Source organism: Pleomorphomonas sp. PLEO (genome assembly GCF_041320595.1).
In the GTDB taxonomy this organism is placed as follows: domain Bacteria; phylum Pseudomonadota; class Alphaproteobacteria; order Rhizobiales; family Pleomorphomonadaceae; genus Pleomorphomonas.
In genome coordinates, this window is the sequence record NZ_CP166625.1 from 630,042 (window position 1) to 646,738 (window position 16,697).

General features: G+C 63.4%; 15 protein-coding genes. 11 read left to right on the top strand and 4 right to left on the bottom strand.

The window, feature by feature from the left end; translation table 11 throughout:
- Positions 1–146 precede the first annotated feature (146 nt).
- Complete coding sequence (locus tag AB6N07_RS02725) at positions 147–830, bottom strand: response regulator transcription factor (protein WP_134183427.1); 684 nt, start codon at positions 828–830, stop codon at positions 147–149.
- Positions 831–1,005: 175 nt separating this feature from the next.
- Here AB6N07_RS02725 and AB6N07_RS02730 point away from each other — a divergent pair, with 175 nt between their 5' ends.
- Positions 1,006–1,557, top strand: a complete 552-nt coding sequence (locus AB6N07_RS02730; protein ID WP_370676290.1) for a L,D-transpeptidase — start codon at positions 1,006–1,008, stop codon at positions 1,555–1,557.
- Positions 1,558–1,568: 11 nt separating this feature from the next.
- Here the strand turns inward: AB6N07_RS02730 and AB6N07_RS02735 are convergent, their stop codons facing one another.
- The gene (locus AB6N07_RS02735) at positions 1,569–2,798 is read right to left on the bottom strand and encodes an FAD-dependent monooxygenase (RefSeq protein WP_370676291.1); all 1,230 of its coding nucleotides are present in this window, start codon (positions 2,796–2,798) and stop codon (positions 1,569–1,571) included.
- Positions 2,799–3,205: 407 nt separating this feature from the next.
- On the opposite strand from AB6N07_RS02735, the gene AB6N07_RS02740 reads away from it, so the two are divergent.
- From AB6N07_RS02740 to holA, 10 genes are all read left to right on the top strand, one after another.
- Entirely contained in the window at positions 3,206–3,544 is a 339-nt protein-coding gene (locus tag AB6N07_RS02740) for a P-II family nitrogen regulator (RefSeq protein ID WP_026791442.1), read from the top strand.
- A 104-nt stretch (positions 3,545–3,648) separates the two neighbouring features.
- On the top strand, positions 3,649–4,995 hold the full coding sequence (locus AB6N07_RS02745; RefSeq protein WP_370676292.1) for an ammonium transporter: 1,347 nt from the start codon (positions 3,649–3,651) through the stop codon (positions 4,993–4,995).
- Positions 4,996–5,242: 247 nt separating this feature from the next.
- Complete coding sequence (locus AB6N07_RS02750) at positions 5,243–5,581, top strand: P-II family nitrogen regulator (RefSeq protein WP_370676293.1); 339 nt, start codon at positions 5,243–5,245, stop codon at positions 5,579–5,581.
- Between the two features lie 127 nt (positions 5,582–5,708).
- A complete protein-coding gene (locus AB6N07_RS02755; RefSeq protein WP_370676294.1) occupies positions 5,709–6,905 on the top strand; it encodes an aminotransferase class I/II-fold pyridoxal phosphate-dependent enzyme in 1,197 nt (398 codons plus the stop codon).
- Positions 6,906–6,913: 8 nt separating this feature from the next.
- Positions 6,914–9,748: a DNA translocase FtsK gene (locus AB6N07_RS02760; RefSeq protein WP_370676295.1), complete on the top strand. Its 2,835-nt coding sequence runs from the start codon at positions 6,914–6,916 to the stop codon at positions 9,746–9,748.
- 78 nt (positions 9,749–9,826) lie between these two features.
- Positions 9,827–10,336, top strand: a complete 510-nt coding sequence (locus AB6N07_RS02765; protein WP_370676296.1) for a DUF523 domain-containing protein — start codon at positions 9,827–9,829, stop codon at positions 10,334–10,336.
- A 58-nt stretch (positions 10,337–10,394) separates the two neighbouring features.
- Positions 10,395–11,237 (top strand): NAD(P)H-binding protein, encoded by an 843-nt coding sequence (locus tag AB6N07_RS02770; protein WP_370676297.1) that lies wholly within the window; start codon positions 10,395–10,397, stop codon positions 11,235–11,237.
- 182 nt (positions 11,238–11,419) lie between these two features.
- The gene (leuS, locus tag AB6N07_RS02775; protein ID WP_370676298.1) at positions 11,420–14,038 is read left to right on the top strand and encodes a leucine--tRNA ligase; all 2,619 of its coding nucleotides are present in this window, start codon (positions 11,420–11,422) and stop codon (positions 14,036–14,038) included.
- A complete protein-coding gene (lptE, locus tag AB6N07_RS02780) occupies positions 14,025–14,558 on the top strand; it encodes an LPS assembly lipoprotein LptE (RefSeq protein WP_370676299.1) in 534 nt (177 codons plus the stop codon). Before leuS ends, lptE begins: the two co-directional genes overlap by 14 nt.
- Before the next feature lie 4 nt (positions 14,559–14,562).
- Positions 14,563–15,609 carry a DNA polymerase III subunit delta gene (gene holA, locus AB6N07_RS02785; protein ID WP_370676300.1) on the top strand — a complete coding sequence of 349 codons (1,047 nt, stop codon included), beginning with the start codon at positions 14,563–14,565 and terminating at the stop codon, positions 15,607–15,609.
- Between the two features lie 4 nt (positions 15,610–15,613).
- On the opposite strand, the gene AB6N07_RS02790 is transcribed toward holA, so the two are convergent.
- Positions 15,614–16,186: an RNA pyrophosphohydrolase gene (locus AB6N07_RS02790; protein WP_370676301.1), complete on the bottom strand. Its 573-nt coding sequence runs from the start codon at positions 16,184–16,186 to the stop codon at positions 15,614–15,616.
- Positions 16,183–16,689, bottom strand: a complete 507-nt coding sequence (locus tag AB6N07_RS02795) for an RNA pyrophosphohydrolase (RefSeq protein WP_370676302.1) — start codon at positions 16,687–16,689, stop codon at positions 16,183–16,185. Before AB6N07_RS02795 ends, AB6N07_RS02790 begins: the two co-directional genes overlap by 4 nt.
- Between the last annotated feature and the right edge of the window lie 8 nt (positions 16,690–16,697).

The following is a 16,697-nucleotide window of genomic DNA, read 5'->3' on the forward strand; positions in this document are numbered from 1 at the left end:
GGTCAAATGGGCGGCTGAACCTATACCTCACGCGCCGCCCACGCGACGCATGACGCAGATTCCCTAGCATGCCGCTCGCCGAAGGTTAACCGCCCAATCCCCGGCCCACGGACGCAGGCCGGGTTTTCCACCCCGAACGGCTCTGTTTACGGCACCAGCTTGTAGCCGCCGCCTTCGGTTATGAGCAGCTGAGCGTTTGCCGGATCCTTCTCGATCTTCTGGCGCAGCCGATAGATATGCGTCTCGAGCGTATGGGTGGTGATTCCGGCGTTATAACCCCAGACTTCGTGCAGCAGCACGTCGCGGGTGATCACCTTGTCGCCGGCGCGATAGAGAAACTTCAAGATTGAGGTCTCTTTTTCGGTGAGACGCACCTTGCCGCCTTTGGCGTCGACCAAAAGCTTGGCCGACGGACGGAAGGTATAGGGACCGATGGTGAACACCGCCTCTTCCGACTGCTCGTGCTGGCGCAGTTGGGCGCGCACGCGGGCCAGGAGAACGGCGAACTTGAAAGGCTTGGCAACATAGTCGTTGGCGCCGGCCTCAAGACCAAGGATCTGATCGCTGTCGGTGTCGTGGCCGGTCAGCATGATCACCGGCGCGGCGAAGCCACCTTTCCTCAGGATCTTCACGGCTTCGCGGCCGTCCATGTCAGGCAGCCCGACGTCCATCAGCACGAGGTCGACGTGAGCGGTGCGCGCAAGCTGCATGCCTTTGGTGGCGGTTTCCGCCTCGATCGGCTCGAATTCGTCGAACAGCGACAGCTGTTCGAGCAGCGCCTCGCGGAGGTCGGGGTCGTCGTCGACGATCAGAATTTTTCGAGCGGTCATGTTATCCCCGTCAAAGATAATCGCCATCGGAAGCCCGCCCCTCGCCTTCGAGGTGCACTGTGCCAGCTTGGCGATTCATCCGATCTCTGCCAGATTATCACGGCGGGCCGGATACTTCACAAAATTATACCGTCTGTCGGTCCTTCGCGACCGTCTGTCAAGCAAGGTGCAAAATATGCACGGCAAGTTGAAACCGAAGGGTCCGGCAATCACGCGCCTTCACGTTCGCGTGAGGTCGCCGCACGCTACGCGCGGACAGCTTGTCGGCGGTGGTGTCGAGATGAAGGCGGCTATCGGCCGGTCGGGGCTGACGGCCCTGAAACGGGAGGGCGATGGTGCAAGCCCACGTGGCCGGTTTCGCATCGTCGGTGGCTTTTATCGGCCGGATCGCTTCAGGACGCGGCCGAGCGCCGGCCTGCCGCTTGTTCCACTCCGGCCAGACGACGGATGGTGCGACGACCCCGCCGACCGCAACTACAATCGCCTGGTCCGCTGTCCCTATCCGAGGAGCCACGAGGCGATGTGGCGGAGCGATCATGTCTATGACGTGGTGCTGATACTCGACTTCAACCTCAGGCCGCGCATCCGGAGTGGTGGTAGCGCCATCTTCTTTCATCTCGCGCGGCCTGACTTTCGACCGACGGCCGGTTGTCTGGCATTAAGCCGCGTCGACATGCTGAAGCTCCTGCCGCGGCTGTCCACGCGGACTTATATCGTCTTCGGCTGACCGCACGCCCGTCAAATCGGCTCGCCGGCGACAAGGCGGGGCGATGGTCCTGGCGCGCCAGCAGCGGCATTGGCAAAGAGTCGCTTGACCGGCGGCATCCGGTCGACGAGGCCGAGGCCGAAGTCTCGGACCAGCCTTAACGGCATCAAGTCGTTGGAAAAAAGCCGGTTCAGTCCGTCGGTCATTGCCGCCATGCGCAACGTGTCAAAACCGCGCCAGCGTTGATACTCGTCCAGCACGTCGGTGGTCCCGGGGTCGCGGCCGGCTCGCAGGGCAAGAGCGACCACCTCCGCCAGTGCGGCCGCGTCCTTGAAGCCGAGGTTTAGGCCTTGGCCGGCGATCGGATGGATGGCGTGCGCCGCGTCACCGATCAATGCCAGGCGATCGGCCGTAAAACGACGGGCCAGCGTCAGGCCGAGCGGGAAAGCCTGTCGTCTGCCAATGACCCGTAGTTCGCCGAGTCGGTGGCCAATGCGACGGATAAGCTCGGCGTCAAACAGAAAGGGCGCACCGGAAACGAGGCGCTCTGCAATGTCGGTTCGTTCGCTCCAGACCAACGATGAACGGTGACCACCCTTGAGAGGCAGTATCGCGAACGGTCCGGCCGGCAGGAAATGTTCTTCGGCGCGCCCCTCGTGCGGTCGATCATGCTCAATGGTGGCGACGATCCCCGATTGACCATAGCTCCAGGAATTCGTTCCGATTCCGGCTTCCGCGCGTAGGCGCGAGTGAGCTCCGTCGGCGGCCACCACCAAGGAGGCGAGAAACGTTTTGCCAGAGGTAAGGGTCACTCGGCGCCCGCCAGGTACCGGCTCGGTAGCCAAAACGCTGTCCGGTGTCAGGAAGCGGACGCCGGCTGCCTCGGCGGCGGCGCCGAGAGCGGTGACCAGTGGGCCGTTCGGCAGCATATGGGCGAGGGGATCGCCATCTTCCTGTCGGTCGAAAGTAAGAAAGACCGGCCGGATCAGATCATCGAGACCAGAGTCGGTGACGATCATCTCACGGACCGGCTCGGCCTCTTCGACGAGCTTGTCCCAGATGCCGAGAGCCATCAGCATGCGGCGACCGGCCGCTGCTACCGCAAAGGCGCGTAGGTCACCCGATGCATCGCGCCAGGGCCGGGGATCGACGAGCGCCACGCGAGCGCCGGGCACCGAAGCAGCGATAGCCAGCGCTGCGGAAAGGCCGACATAGCCTCCGCCTGCGACCAGCACGTCCACTTTGTCGACTGTATCGGTCATCTTGTCTTCCCTTCCCTTGTGGCCACGGACGACGGAGACAGCATAGTGGGATTGCGGATACCGGCAAGGACCGGCTGGCGAGTTTATAAGCGTGGCTAAAGGGCGCAGGCCGTCAAGGGCGCGCCATACGGGCAATTACTGCCCAGTAAATAGGCATGTCTGGACTGAATTCCTGATTTCAAGATGGGCACATTCCGATTTTTGCTGGGGAATTGGTCATATGACATCGCTCGACCGCCACCAAAACCGGCGAAAACAAGGCGTTTGGTTAAGAGAAAGCAGAATCTGCTGCATCAGCGGTCGGCTTGGCACAAAGATTGATTCTATTGTCGGCATCGAGTTCCGCGACGGGGCGCATCGCGGGGGTGCGCGTTCGGTCCGGGGGACCAATCGATGGAAGGAACCCCATGAAAATCGTCATGGCCATTATCAAGCCCTTCAAGCTCGACGAGGTGCGCGATGCGCTCAATGCGCTCGGCGTGCACGGGCTCACGGTGACGGAAGTCAAGGGTTATGGCCGCCAGAAGGGCCATACCGAAATCTATCGCGGTGCCGAATATGCCGTCAGCTTTCTGCCCAAGCTGAAGGTCGAGGTGGCGGTTGCCACCGATCAGGTCGACAAGGTCGTCGAGGCCATTTCGTCGGCCGCCAAGACCGGCCAGATCGGCGACGGCAAGATCTTTGTCACCTCCATCGAACACGCCGTTCGCATCCGTACCGGCGAAACCGACGGCGAAGCGCTCTGACCATCTGGGAGGCCCGACCGGGCTTCCGACGCACGCCGCTTGTGTTTTTGCCTCGAAGGGCAAAGGCCGGGCGGACAGTCGATAACCGATCCAAGAGGATTTCGATGAAATATCTCAAGCCACTTCTCGCGGCTGCGCCGATACTGGCGCTTTCGGCCGTCGCGGCTTTCGCTCAGGATGCCGCCACGCCGGCCGCTGTTGCCGCTGCGCCGGTGCCCACCGCCGATCCCGGCAATACCGCCTGGATGCTGGTTTCCACCGTGCTGGTCGTCATGATGACGGTGCCGGCTCTGGCGCTGTTCTACGGCGGTCTCGTGCGCTCCAAGAACGTGCTGTCGATCCTCATGCAGTGCCTTATCGGCTTTGCCGTAATGGCCATTCTGTGGATCACCTACGGTTACTCCGTTGCCTTCACCATGCCGGGCACAGCGACCGCCCTGTCGCCGTTCGTCGGCACGCTCGACAAGGTCATGCTGGCCGGCATCACGCCCGCTTCGTTGTCCGGCACCATTCCGGAAATCGTCTTCGTGGCCTTCCAGATGACCTTCGCCTGCATCACGCCGGCGCTGATCATCGGCGCCTCGGCCGAGCGCGTTAAGTTCTCGGCGGTGATCTTCTTCCTGATCCTGTGGTTCACCTTCGCCTATCTGCCGATGGCCCACATGGTCTGGGGTGGCGCAGGCTCCTATCTTGGCAGCGTCTGGGGCGCCCTCGACTTCGCCGGTGGCACCGTGGTGCATATCAACGCCGGTATCGCTGGTCTCGTCATTGCCATCATGGGCGGCAAGCGCATCGGTCTCGGCCGCGACAACTTCGCTCCGCACAATCTGGTTCTGACCTATATCGGTGCCATGCTGCTGTGGGTCGGCTGGTTCGGCTTCAACGCCGGCTCTGAACTCGCCGCCGACGGTGTCGCCGGTTATGCGCTCGTCAACACCATTGTCGCGACCGCCGCCGCCGCCATCGCCTGGCCGTTCGCCGAATGGCTGACCCGTGGTCATGCCTCGCTGCTCGGTGGCGCCTCGGGTGTCGTCGCCGGTCTCGTCGCCATCACACCGGCCTGCGGTACTGCTGGCCCGTTCGGTGCCGTGATCATCGGTCTCGCCGCCGGCGCAATCTGCTTCTGGTCGGCGACTTGGGTCAAGTCCAAGTTCGGTTACGACGACGCCCTGGACGTGTTCGGCGTGCACGGCGTTGGCGGTATCGTTGGTGCCATCCTGACGGGCGTATTCGCCAACCCGTCGCTCGGCGGCATCTATGCCAGCTATCCTGGTTTTGGTACCCAGGTTACGGCGCAGATCGTGGCGGTTATCGTCTGCATTCTGGTGTCTGGCATCGTGTCGGTGATCGCTCTCACCATCGTCAAGGCAATCATCGGTCTCAGGGTTACCGAGACGGCCGAGCGCGAAGGCCTCGACGTCACGACCCATGGCGAGCGCGCCTACAACTGAGCCTGATCCAGGTTTTCTAGCGATATGCGACGGGCGGATTCCAAACGGAGTCCGCCCGTCGGCATTTTGTTCGTCCGGCGGCGGGAATAATCCTTTGGACGCAATCGCCACGGAAGTTCGCAGGTAGAATGGCTTTCGCCCTATTTCCCTCTTGGCGCATGCGCTCATCACGCTATGGTCGTCGTATCGACCGGAGGCGACATGCCGCCGCGTGTAATCTTGAGACAGACCGGAAAAGAGGTGCCCCATGAAGATCGTGACGGCCATCATCAAGCCCTTCAAGCTCGACGAGGTTCGAGACGCACTGACCTCGCTCGGCGTTCACGGCCTGACGGTTACCGAGGTCAAGGGTTACGGTCGCCAGAAAGGCCATACCGAAATCTATCGCGGTGCCGAATATGCCGTCAGCTTCCTGCCCAAGCTGAAGATCGAAGTGGCGGTACCCGCCGTAGAGGCGGAAAAAGTGGTTGAAACCATCGCAGCCGCGGCCAAAACCGGCCAGATCGGCGACGGCAAGATTTTCGTCTATGCCATCGAGCACGCCCTGCGCATTCGCACCGGTGAACAGGACGAGGAGGCACTCTGAGGGCGAAGACGGCGGCAAGGTTAAAGCGCGTTTAACCATGGGTGCCTAGAGTGGCCGGCAGAATGAAAAGGTCTGGCTGCCTTCTGGGCAGCGGGCCGAATCACCCGTTGCCTGAGCTCTGGTGTTCATGTCGTCCTGCGTGTCGCTCCCTCTTTCTCCTTTCCAGCGTCTCGGCCGGCTGATTGCCGGCGTCGAGCCAGGTCGCCTGCCGATTGATGTGTCGGTGGGCGAGCCTCGCCACCCGGTGCCTGGTTTCGTTGGCCCGGTCCTCTCCGCCGCGCTGGCCGATTTCGTCCGCTATCCACCGATCAAGGGCACGCCAGCCTTCCGAGCCGCCGTCGCGGGGTGGGCGGAGAGGCGATTCGAACTTCCCGACGGCACGATCGACCGCGATGACGGTGTGCTGCCGCTCAATGGGTCGCGCGAAGGGTTATTCCACGCGACGCTCACCGCCGTGCGCCTTGCCGGAACCACCAAGGGCGCACGCCCGGCTATCCTGCTGCCCAATCCCTTTTATGCCGTCTACGCCGCCGCTGCCGAAGCGGCCGGCGCTGAGCCGGTGCTGGTTGCCGCCAGTCGCGAGGATGGCTTTCTGCCACGGTTTGAAAGACTGCCGGTCGATCTCCTGGCTCGTACCGTTGCCGCTTTTCATGCCAGCCCCGCCAATCCGCAGGGGGCGGTGGCCGATCTGGGCAGGCTCGAGGGGCTCGTCCGGTTGGCTCGCCACTACGGCTTTCTTCTATTCTCGGACGAATGCTACTCAGAGATCTGGCGTGGCCAAGCGCCCGCCGGCGTGCTCTCCGCGGCGCTTGGTGCCGGCGGTAATCTCACCGGCGTCGTCGCCTTCAACTCGCTTTCCAAGCGCTCGAATCTGGCAGGTGCTCGTTGCGGCTTCGCCATCGGTGATCCTGCCTTCCTGAAGGCCTGGGCGGCCCTGCGCAACGTGACGGCGCCACAGGTGCCGATGCCGATCCAGGCAGTGGCTGTCGCTGCGCTGGCCGATGAAGCGCATGTCGCTGAAAACCGCCGCCTTTACGACCTGAAATACGCTGTCGCTGAGGAGATCTTAAGTGACCGATTCCCCGATCTCGTACCGCCTGGCGGCTTCTTCCTGTGGCTCGATGTCGGCCACTGGGGCGGCGGGGAGAACGTGACGGCCCGGCTCTGGAAGGAGATGGGCGTCAAGGTGGTCCCCGGCGGTTATCTGTCGGCGACCGACGCCGACGGCGTCAATCCGGGTCAAAATTTCATTCGCATCGCCATGGTCGAAAGCCTCGAGACGAGTCGCGAGGCCTTGAGCCGTCTCTCGGAGGTTCTGTCATGAGAGCAGAGATGAGGACTAGTCCCCGCCTTCGCGAGGCCGGTGGCCGGCTCGATGGACCCTATGAGCCGCGCCCGGTCAATGCTCGCCGAGCTGCCAATCTCAAAGACCTCGACCAGCGGATGCGGCGTGCCGCACCAAGTCGTGAGGATCGCCTGCGGCAAGCGATGCTGCGTAATATCGCCGGCGCCTCCGGCCTGTTGCTGATCGCTGGCGTCGCAGCACTGTCGGCGGCTCTTGCCACCTGGTCGGTGGACGATCCGAGCTGGAGCCACATCGCCGACGGACCAACCCGCAATGTCATGGGGTCGGTTGGCGCGGTGACCGCCGATCTGATCATGCAGCTCATCGGTCTCAACGCCGCGCTGTTCCTGGCGCCAGTGGTGATCTGGGGCTGGCAGCTCACCATAGGTCGCATCCCGCATGTGGCTCGCAACAGGCTCATTGGCTGGCTCATCGGCACCCTCATCGGGGCCGCCTTCATGGGGGCGCTGCCGCCAACCACGGGCTGGCCGCTGCCGACCGGCCTTGGAGGCGCCATCGGCGACCTCGTCCTTCAACTGCCGGCAGCTTTCAACAATGGTGTGCTTACCGATACGCTGCGCCTCATCATTTTGATCGTGACTGGCCCCTTGGCGCTCGCCGCCATGATTTACGCCTCAGGTGTGCCAGGGCATCGCATCGGCGCCAAGGCCGCGATTGTTGAAGACGACGAGGATGACGAGGACGAAGAATCCAGCGAAAGCCGCCTGGGTGCTCTGATTGGTGTGGCTGGCCACTGGTGGCTGACGCTCCGCGCCGGCCTGTCCCGCCGCCTGTTCCGTCGTCGGGCCTTCGCCTACCCGGGCGAGGAATATGACGACGAGGATGACTATGAGCCGCCGGTTGCCCGTCGCGCCGAGCCGACGCTTGCCGCGCGCCCGCGTCCCGCCGCACCGCCCGCCGTCGACGACGAGGATGAGGACGACTATCAGCCGCCGGTGGCCGAACGCCGGGGCGGCCGGGTGGAACCGTCTTTCGCGCCGGTGGAGCGGCCGCGCGCGGTCGCCCCGGAGCCGGTTCTGGAAGACGACGACGAGGAGGATGATACGCCGCCCTTCACCATGGGCGACCGTTTGTCCGACTATGACGAGACCGAGATGATCGCGCCGCCGCAGCCGGTCGCCGTGGCGCCGGCACCGCGCACCTTTGAACCGCGTCCGACACCGTTGCGCGGTCCCGCCTCGCGAATCGGCAAGGCCGCCGCGCAGCCTGAGAAGGCGGCAGCGCGCGTCAAGGCGCCGGCGCCGCCGATGCAGCCCGGCAAGCGAGCCAAGGGGGGCGCGCAACTCTCCCTGCTCGACGAACGCGGTTTCGAGTTTCCGGCCATCGAACTGCTTGCTGAGCCCAAGGTGGGCAACGGTGTCCAGTATACGCCCGACAGCCTCGAACAGAATGCCGGGCTGCTTGAGGGCGTGCTTGAGGATTTCGGCATCAAGGGCGAGATCTTCAACGTTCGTCCCGGTCCGGTGGTGACGCTCTATGAACTGGAGCCGGCGCCGGGCATCAAGTCCTCCCGCGTCATCGGCCTCGCCGACGACATCGCCCGATCGATGAGTGCCATCGCGGCTCGCGTCGCGGTCATTCCGGGCAAGAATGCCATCGGCATCGAGCTACCCAACCAGCGGCGCGAGATGGTCTACCTGCGCGAGTTGATTGCCAGCCAGGACTTCGAAAAATTCAAGGGGCGACTGGCGCTCGGCCTCGGCAAGACCATCGGCGGCGAGCCGGTGATCATCGATCTTGCCCGCACCCCGCACATGCTGGTGGCCGGCACGACCGGTTCGGGCAAGTCGGTGTCGATCAACACCATGATCCTCAGCCTTCTCTATCGGATGACGCCAGAGGAATGTCGGCTGATCATGATCGACCCGAAAATGCTGGAACTCTCCGTTTACGACGGCATTCCGCACCTGCTGACGCCGGTGGTCACCGATCCACGCAAGGCAATCGTCGCGCTGAAATGGACGGTCCGGGAGATGGAGGACCGCTACAAGAAGATGTCCAAGGTGGGCGTGCGCAACATCGAGGGCTTCAATGCCCGGGTGGCGCAGGCGATCGAGCGTGGCGAGAGCATCAATCGCACCGTCCAGACTGGCTTCGACAAGGAGACGGGCGAGCCCATCTTCGAAACCGAGGAAATGGAGCTCAAGCCGCTGCCGTTCATCGTCGTGATCATCGACGAGATGGCAGACTTGATGATGGTGGCCGGCAAGGAAATCGAAGGGGCGGTGCAACGGCTCGCCCAGATGGCCCGCGCTGCCGGCATTCACGTGATCATGGCGACGCAGCGCCCCTCGGTGGACGTCATCACCGGCACCATCAAGGCTAACTTCCCGACGCGCATCTCCTTCCAAGTGACGTCGAAGATCGACAGTCGCACCATCCTTGGCGAGCAGGGCGCCGAACAGCTGCTTGGCCAGGGCGACATGCTGTACATGCAGGGCGGCGGACGCATTCAGCGTGTCCATGGCCCGTTCGTCTCCGACGGCGAGGTGGAGGCGATCGTCGCTCATCTCAAGACGCAAGGAACGCCCGATTACCTCGAGGCCATCACGGCCGATGACGAGGAAGACAGCGGCGGCGGTGACGTTGCTCCGGTCGATGAAAACGCCGATCTCTACGATCAGGCGGTGGCGCTGGTGTTGCGCGACAAGCGCGCCACCACGAGCTACATCCAGCGCCGGCTCGGCATTGGCTACAACCGTGCCGCCTCGCTCATCGAGCGGATGGAAAAGGAAGGGTTGGTCGGTCCCCCCAACCATGCGGGCAAGCGCGAGATCCTGATGCGCGCCGAGGAAGATTGACGGCGACCATCCGGAACGAGACAAAGGGCGTCTTCCTTGCGCGGGAAGACGCCCTTTTTCATGTGTTCGGTGGTGCCGATGGACCGCATTCTGATCTCCGCCTGCCTGCTCGGCCGGCCAGTCCGTTATGACGGCGCCGGCAAACGGCTCGACGATCCGCGCCTCGAGCGTTGGCAGGCCGAAGGGCGGCTGGTGCCGGTTTGCCCCGAGCTGATGGGTGATCTTTCGGTGCCCCGGCCGGCGGCGGAAATCGTCGGCGGCTCCGGCGCGGATGTGCTGGCGGGACGGGCTCGCGTCGTAACTGTCACGGGAGAGGATGTTACGGCCGCCTTCGTTGCCGGTGCTGAGGCGGCGCTCGAGTACGCCCGTCGCAGTGGCTGCGTTTATGCGCTCCTCATCGACCGCAGCCCGTCCTGTGGCAGTCTCAGTATCTATGACGGCAGCTTCTCAGGCCGGCGACTGGAGGGAGCCGGTGTCACCGCCGCGCTTCTCGCGGCACACGGCATCGGCGTTTTCGCCGATCACGACATCGATCGTCTTGCCAAGATCGTCGACGTCGGCTTGTTGAGGGAACCCGACGCGGGGTGAGGGCGTTGTCTCTTCCGCCGGCCGTACGGCCGGATCGGACTTCCTGACGGAGACCCCCATGGCAGACAGCATCCTCGTTCTCGGCGCCACCGGCACCATCGGCCAGTTGGTCGTGTCCGAATTGGTGGCAAAAGGCGAAATCGTCAAGGCGGCCTCCCTGGACGGGCAAACGCACCCGGAAGCTGAGGTCCTGCGGTTCGATTTTCGTGATCCGTCCAGCATCGCTCCGCTATTCGAGGGGGTCGACCGCGTCTTTGTTCTGATGCCGTCGGCACCGCTCGACGTTATCGCCGCGTTGATGCCGGTGATGCGGCACGTGGTCGACCGTAAAATCAAGGCGGTTCTGCTGTCCACCATCGCCGCCGATGTTTCCGAGGACAATCCCTATCGCCGTCTCGAATTGGTTCTGGAAAACTCCGGTCTTCCTTTCGTCATCCTTCGGGCCAACTGGTTCGCCGACAACTTCCGGACTGTCTGGAAGGACGATGTCAGCAAGGGCGAACTGGCGCTGCCGACCGACGAGGGGCTGATCAGCTTTGTCGATGGTCGTGACGTGGCCGCCGCCGCTGCCGCTGCGCTGACCAGTTCAGACTTCGATGGTCAGACGCTGGTCCTCACCGGTCCCGCGGCTCTTCCGTTGTCGCGCGCGGCGGAAGTCATGAGCCACGTTACGGGCCGGCGTGTCACCTTCCGGCCGATCTCCATCGCTGATTACGAAGCGCGCCTAGTGGCGGAGGAGATTCCCGAACAGCAAATTGCCGAGCGGGTCGCCGAGTTCGATACGATCCGCGACGGTAAGGCATCGATCGTTAGCCCTGCCATCGAGAAGATGACCGGCCGTCCGCCTCGCTTCTTTGAAACCTTCGTCAAGGATCACGCGACCGACTTCGTTGGTGTCTGATCTTGTTGTGGGATTTCATCGATCCTGTCGCGGTCTGACGGAAAACGCCGGCCTCGGCATTCCAAAGCATTGACCCTAGGGACCGTTTCTGATGATGGTCATGCCGTAAGTTTTTCGCGCGGTCGCGTGCTCTTGGCACCGTTGACCCGCGACAGGCGTGGATCTGAACAGAAGACGAGACGATGGCGACCGAGCGATACAATGCGCGCGAAGCGGAAACGCGCTGGCAGAAGGCCTGGACCGAGGCCAGGGTGTTCGAGGCGAAGAACGACGATTCGCGTCCCAAGTATTACGTGCTCGAGATGTTCCCCTATCCGTCCGGCCGCATCCACATGGGGCACGTGCGCAACTACACCATGGGTGACGTGGTCGCTCGCTACAAACGGGCCAAGGGTTTCAACGTCCTGCATCCCATGGGTTGGGACGCCTTTGGCATGCCTGCCGAAAATGCGGCGATGAAGGGCCATATTCATCCCAAGACATGGACGTACGAGAACATCGCCACCATGCGTGGCCAGTTGAAAAGCATGGGCCTGTCGCTCGACTGGAGTCGCGAGTTCGCGACCTGCGACGAGGATTACTATACGCAGCAGCAAAAGCTGTTCCTCGACTTCATGAAGGCCGACCTCGTCGACCGTAAGAAGTCCAAGGTCAACTGGGACCCTGTCGACATGACTGTGCTCGCCAACGAGCAGGTGATCGACGGGCGTGGCTGGCGTTCCGGCGCTTTGGTCGAACAGCGTGAGCTGACGCAGTGGTTCCTGAAGATCTCCGACTATTCCGATGAGCTGCTGTCGGCTCTCGACTCGCTCGACCGCTGGCCGGAAAAAGTCCGGACCATGCAGAAGAACTGGATTGGCCGGTCGGAAGGCTTGAGGGTTCGGTTCGAGATCGACGGTCCGGCGGTCGCCGACGAGTCGACCATCGAGGTGTTCACCACGCGTCCCGACACGCTGTTCGGCATGAGCTTCCTGGCTCTTTCCGCCGATCATCCGGTGGCGAAAGCGTTTGCCGACAAGGATCCGGCGGTTGCCGCTTTCTGTGAGGAGTGCCTGCGTATCGGCACCTCGGCGGCGGCGCTCGAGACGGCCGAGAAAAAGGGCCTTGCAACCGGCCTGTCCGTGAAGCACCCCTTCAACGGTCAGAGCTACCCGGTGTACATCGCCAATTTCGTGCTGATGGATTACGGCACCGGCGCCATCTTCGGCTGTCCGGCCCACGATCAGCGCGACCTTGATTTCGCTCGCAAATACGGCTTGACCGTTACGCCCGTTGTTCTGCCCGAAGGTGCCGACCCCGCCGCTTTCGCGGTGGGCGACGTCGCCTATACCGACGATGGCAAACTGTTCAACTCCGACTTCCTTGATGGCATGGACGTGGAAGCGGCCAAGAACCTGGTGGCGAGTAAACTCGAAGCGACGACGCTGCATGGTGCGCCTTCGGCCAAGCGGCAGGTGAACTATCGCTTGCGTGACTGGGGTATTTCGCGCCAGCGCTATTGGGGCTGCCCCATCCCGGTCATCCACTGCGAGGACTGCGGTGTGGTGCCTGTGCCGGCCAAGGATCTGCCGGTTCGCTTGCCGGAGGATGTCGAGTTCGACCGTCCCGGCAATCCACTCGACCGGCATCCGACCTTTACCAAATGCGTCTGTCCCGAGTGCGGCAAGCCGGCTCGGCGCGAGACCGATACCATGGACACCTTCGTTGACTCGTCCTGGTATTACAGCCGGTTCACCGAGCCGCGCGCTCAGACGCCGACCGTGCCGGAAGTGGTCAATTCCTGGCTGCCGGTCGACCAGTATATTGGCGGCATCGAACACGCCATTCTGCATCTGCTTTATTCGCGCTTCTTCACCCGCGCGATGAAGAAGTGCGGTCACGTCGGGTTCGACGAGCCCTTCCGTGGCCTGTTTACCCAGGGAATGGTGGTGCATGAGACCTATCAGTCGGAAAGCGGCGAATGGCTGTCGCCGGCTGATATCGAAATCGTCGAGGAGGCTAGCGCCCGCAAGGCGCGACTGATCGGCTCGGGTGCGCCGGTCAAGATCGGCCCGATCGAGAAGATGTCGAAGTCGAAGAAGAATACTGTCGACCCCACCGATATCATCGACAGCTTCGGTGCCGATACCGCCCGCTGGTTCATGTTGTCCGACAGCCCGCCGGAGCGCGATGTCGAGTGGACCGAGGCTGGGGCTCAGGGCACCGCCCGCTTCCTGCAGCGCGTCTGGCGCATCGTATCCGAGGCCTCCGAACTGGTCCCGATCGCCGAGCGGGCCGAAGGCGGCGACAGGTTGGCGCTGTCTCTGCGCAAGGCGGCGCACAAAGCTCTGGCCGCCGTTGAGGAGAATGTCGAGGGTCTGCGCTTCAACGTTGCGTTGGCCAAGATCTACGAGTTGGTCAACACGTTGGCCGGAGCGCTTACCAATGATAAGGCGCTGCTGGCCACCGATGGCGCCGCCGCGACCGCTTTGGTCGAGGCAACCGGTCTGCTCGTCCGCATGATGGCACCGATGACACCGCATCTTGCCGAGGAAAGCTGGGCAGCGCTCGGCCACGACGGATTGGTGGCGCTTGCCGATTGGCCGACCGTCGACCAAGCTCTGCTGGTCGAGGACGAGGTGACGCTGCCGGTGCAGGTCAACGGCAAGAAGCGCGCCGACATTACCGTGGCACGCACTGCCACGCCCGCCGAGGTGGAAGCCGAGGTGTTGAAGCTCGAAGCCGTGATAAAGGCGCTCGACGGCAAGAGCCCGAAGAAGGTCATCGTCGTCGCCCAGAGGATCGTCAATGTGGTCGTCTGATCTCCTTCGCCGCGGCGCCCTAGTATTAGCGGCCGGCGCTCTTCTCGCTGCCTGTCAGGTGCGCCCCGTTTACGCGCCGATCGGCTCGCCCGCGGCGGGTGGTAAACCGGCAATGGTGACGGAACTCGCTTCGATTGCCATCGACACGCAGACCGATCGCGTGCCGCAGGCTCTGATGAATGAGCTAATCTTCCAGCTGCGTGGCGGCAGCGCGCTGGTGGCACCCAAGTATCGCCTGCATCTCGTCCTGACGACAGGCGTCTCGGAGCTCGCCATTCGTGCCAGCGAAGATATCGCGGTGGCCAAACTGGTGTCGCTTACGACGACTTACACGCTGACCGAGATCGCTACTGGCCGGGTGGTTACATCGGACAATATCTACACCACCTCTCCCTTCGACGTCACATCGCAGCGTTATGCCAACGTTCGAGCACAGCAGGATGCCGAGGAGCGAGCGGCGCGGGCAGCGGCGGCCGACATTCGCTTGCGTTTGTCGTCGGCGCTGATCGGCAAGGGCTGAGGCAATGGTGGCGGCGCGCGCTCAGGAGGCCGATCGCCTCGTTGCGCGGCCGCCGCAGGATGTTGTGTTCTATCTGGTCTATGGGCCGGATACCGGGCTTGTTTCCGAGCGCGCCAGAACCATCGCCGCTGCCTTTTCGGACCCCAGCGATCCCTTCGCCTTGGTTCGCATCGAAGCCTCCGAACTGACGGCCAACCCGACGCGGCTCGCCGACGAGGCCTATGCGGTGTCGATGTTCTCGAGCCGACGGGCAATCCTTTTGCGTGACGGTGGAGGACGCGCGGATCTCGCCAGCCGCTTCCGGGCGCTGTTCAAGCAGCCCCCGCCTGATACTGCGATCGTCGTCGAGGCGGGCGATCTCAAGAAATCCAGCCCACTCAGGGTTCTGTTCGAGCAGGAAAGCCGGGCGTATGCGATCCCCTGTTTTGCCGATGACGAACGGTCGATCGGGGCGCTGATCGATGAAGAGGCAAGAGCGGCCGGCCTTTCCATCGCGTCGGAGGCTCGGGCGCTTCTGGTCTCGCTTCTAGGCGGCGATCGGTTGATGACGCGTGGCGAGATTCAGAAGCTCTGCCTGCACGCTCATGGAACCGGCACTATTACTCTTTCCGATGTCGAGGCCTTGATCGGCGACAGCTCAACCTTCGCCATTGACGAGGTGATTGACGCCGCGGCTGGTGGCGCTCTGACGGTGCTGGTCGAAGGGTTGGCCAAGGCGCGGGCCGAGGGTATCGATGCCGGCCAGATCGTCGGCGCGGCGCTTCGCCATTTCATGCTGCTCGACGAATTACGCGCCGCCGTCGATTCCGGCGTGGCCCCGGCCGATGCGGTCAATGGCGCCCGGCCGCCGGTGTTCTTCAAGCGCAAGGGCAAGGTGGAGGCCGCGCTTGGCCTGTGGCCGCCGGCTCGGCTCGCCAGGGCGGTTATCGTTCTGGGCGAAGCGGCGCGCGACGCTCGTCTCAATGCGTCGCTTGCCGCCGATATTGTCGGCGAGACACTGTTGACGCTGGCGCGCGCCGCCGATCAAGCCGCCGGCCGGCGGCGCCGATAAAGCCTCAAGCCGGACCGACATCTCCGAAAACGTCCACGACGCGCATGTATTGCCGCCGCCGGTGCAGTGGGGCCACGGCCGGCAACTCGTCGAGTGGTCGCCAGCGCCACTCGAGAAATTCCGGCGGCTCGTCGGTGTGGGCCGCCATGACCGTGATCTCGTCGTCTTTGCCGGTAAAGCGGAAGGCCGCCCAACGCTGACGCTGGCCACGGAAGGGGTGGAGCTTGTGAATTTTGGCGCCGCGAACGGGGAAGTCGTAGCTCCACCATTCGTCGGTCACGGCTATAAGGTCTGCGTTCTTGACGCCGGTCTCTTCCCAAAGTTCACGGCGTGCCGCCGCGATGATATCCTCGCCGGGGTCTATTCCGCCCTGCGGCAGCGACCAATCGGCGCCTTCGGTGAAAATCTCCGGATCCGGCCAGCCGAAGGGATTGGAGTAGGCTCTGCCGGCGAACACCAGCCCTTCGGCATTGAATAAGCAAATGCCGACATTCGGTCGATAGGGAAGGTCCGGCGAAAGCGGATCGCGCTCGGACGGGTCCGGCGGGGTTAGGGCGGCGGGGATACGGGCGCTCATGAAGGCACCGCCAGACCGGCGAAGGCTGCGGCAACCTTCTCGTAGATCGGCCGCTTGAAGGCAACGACGAGGCCTGGCACCTCGGACAGCGGCTTCCAGCCCCAGCGAGAGAACTCAGCCGGATGCGCGCCGCCTCCCGGTCTGTCGATGTCAATTTCGCCGTCATCGCCGAGAAAGCGGAAGGCGAACCACTTCTGTGTCTGGCCTCGCCACTTTCGTTGAAAGCGCCCCGTGGCCAGTTCATCGGGAACGTCGTAGCGATACCACTCCGGCGCCTCACCCAAGAGCTCGACCGAGTTTACCGAGGTCTCTTCCCAAAGTTCCCGGCGGGCGGCGTCGAGCGGCGTTTCGCCGTCGTCTATGCCACCCTGAGGCATTTGCCAGGGGGCTGAGTCGGACGCACCTTCAAGGTCGGCGCGATGGCCCACGAAGACCAGGCCTGCGCGGTTGATCAATACGGCTCCGGCACAGGGGCGGTAGGGAAGGTCGGCTCGGGAGGTCATGAATTGTC

What these genes read in the sequence shown, in the direction of transcription:
- AB6N07_RS02730 (WP_370676290.1), top strand. Translation starts at nt 1,006, where the DNA reads ATGCACGGCAAGTTGAAACCGAAGGGTCCGGCAATCACGCGCCTTCAC.
- holA (WP_370676300.1), top strand. Translation starts at nt 14,563, where the DNA reads ATGGTGGCGGCGCGCGCTCAGGAGGCCGATCGCCTCGTTGCGCGGCCG.
- AB6N07_RS02765 (WP_370676296.1), top strand. Translation starts at nt 9,827, where the DNA reads ATGGACCGCATTCTGATCTCCGCCTGCCTGCTCGGCCGGCCAGTCCGT.
- AB6N07_RS02795 (WP_370676302.1), bottom strand. Translation starts at nt 16,689, where the DNA reads ATGACCTCCCGAGCCGACCTTCCCTACCGCCCCTGTGCCGGAGCCGTA.
- AB6N07_RS02750 (WP_370676293.1), top strand. Translation starts at nt 5,243, where the DNA reads ATGAAGATCGTGACGGCCATCATCAAGCCCTTCAAGCTCGACGAGGTT.
- AB6N07_RS02755 (WP_370676294.1), top strand. Translation starts at nt 5,709, where the DNA reads ATGTCGTCCTGCGTGTCGCTCCCTCTTTCTCCTTTCCAGCGTCTCGGC.
- AB6N07_RS02745 (WP_370676292.1), top strand. Translation starts at nt 3,649, where the DNA reads ATGAAATATCTCAAGCCACTTCTCGCGGCTGCGCCGATACTGGCGCTT.
- AB6N07_RS02740 (WP_026791442.1), top strand. Translation starts at nt 3,206, where the DNA reads ATGAAAATCGTCATGGCCATTATCAAGCCCTTCAAGCTCGACGAGGTG.
- lptE (WP_370676299.1), top strand. Translation starts at nt 14,025, where the DNA reads ATGTGGTCGTCTGATCTCCTTCGCCGCGGCGCCCTAGTATTAGCGGCC.
- AB6N07_RS02725 (WP_134183427.1), bottom strand. Translation starts at nt 830, where the DNA reads ATGACCGCTCGAAAAATTCTGATCGTCGACGACGACCCCGACCTCCGC.
- AB6N07_RS02790 (WP_370676301.1), bottom strand. Translation starts at nt 16,186, where the DNA reads ATGAGCGCCCGTATCCCCGCCGCCCTAACCCCGCCGGACCCGTCCGAG.
- AB6N07_RS02735 (WP_370676291.1), bottom strand. Translation starts at nt 2,798, where the DNA reads ATGACCGATACAGTCGACAAAGTGGACGTGCTGGTCGCAGGCGGAGGC.
- AB6N07_RS02760 (WP_370676295.1), top strand. Translation starts at nt 6,914, where the DNA reads ATGAGGACTAGTCCCCGCCTTCGCGAGGCCGGTGGCCGGCTCGATGGA.
- leuS (WP_370676298.1), top strand. Translation starts at nt 11,420, where the DNA reads ATGGCGACCGAGCGATACAATGCGCGCGAAGCGGAAACGCGCTGGCAG.
- AB6N07_RS02770 (WP_370676297.1), top strand. Translation starts at nt 10,395, where the DNA reads ATGGCAGACAGCATCCTCGTTCTCGGCGCCACCGGCACCATCGGCCAG.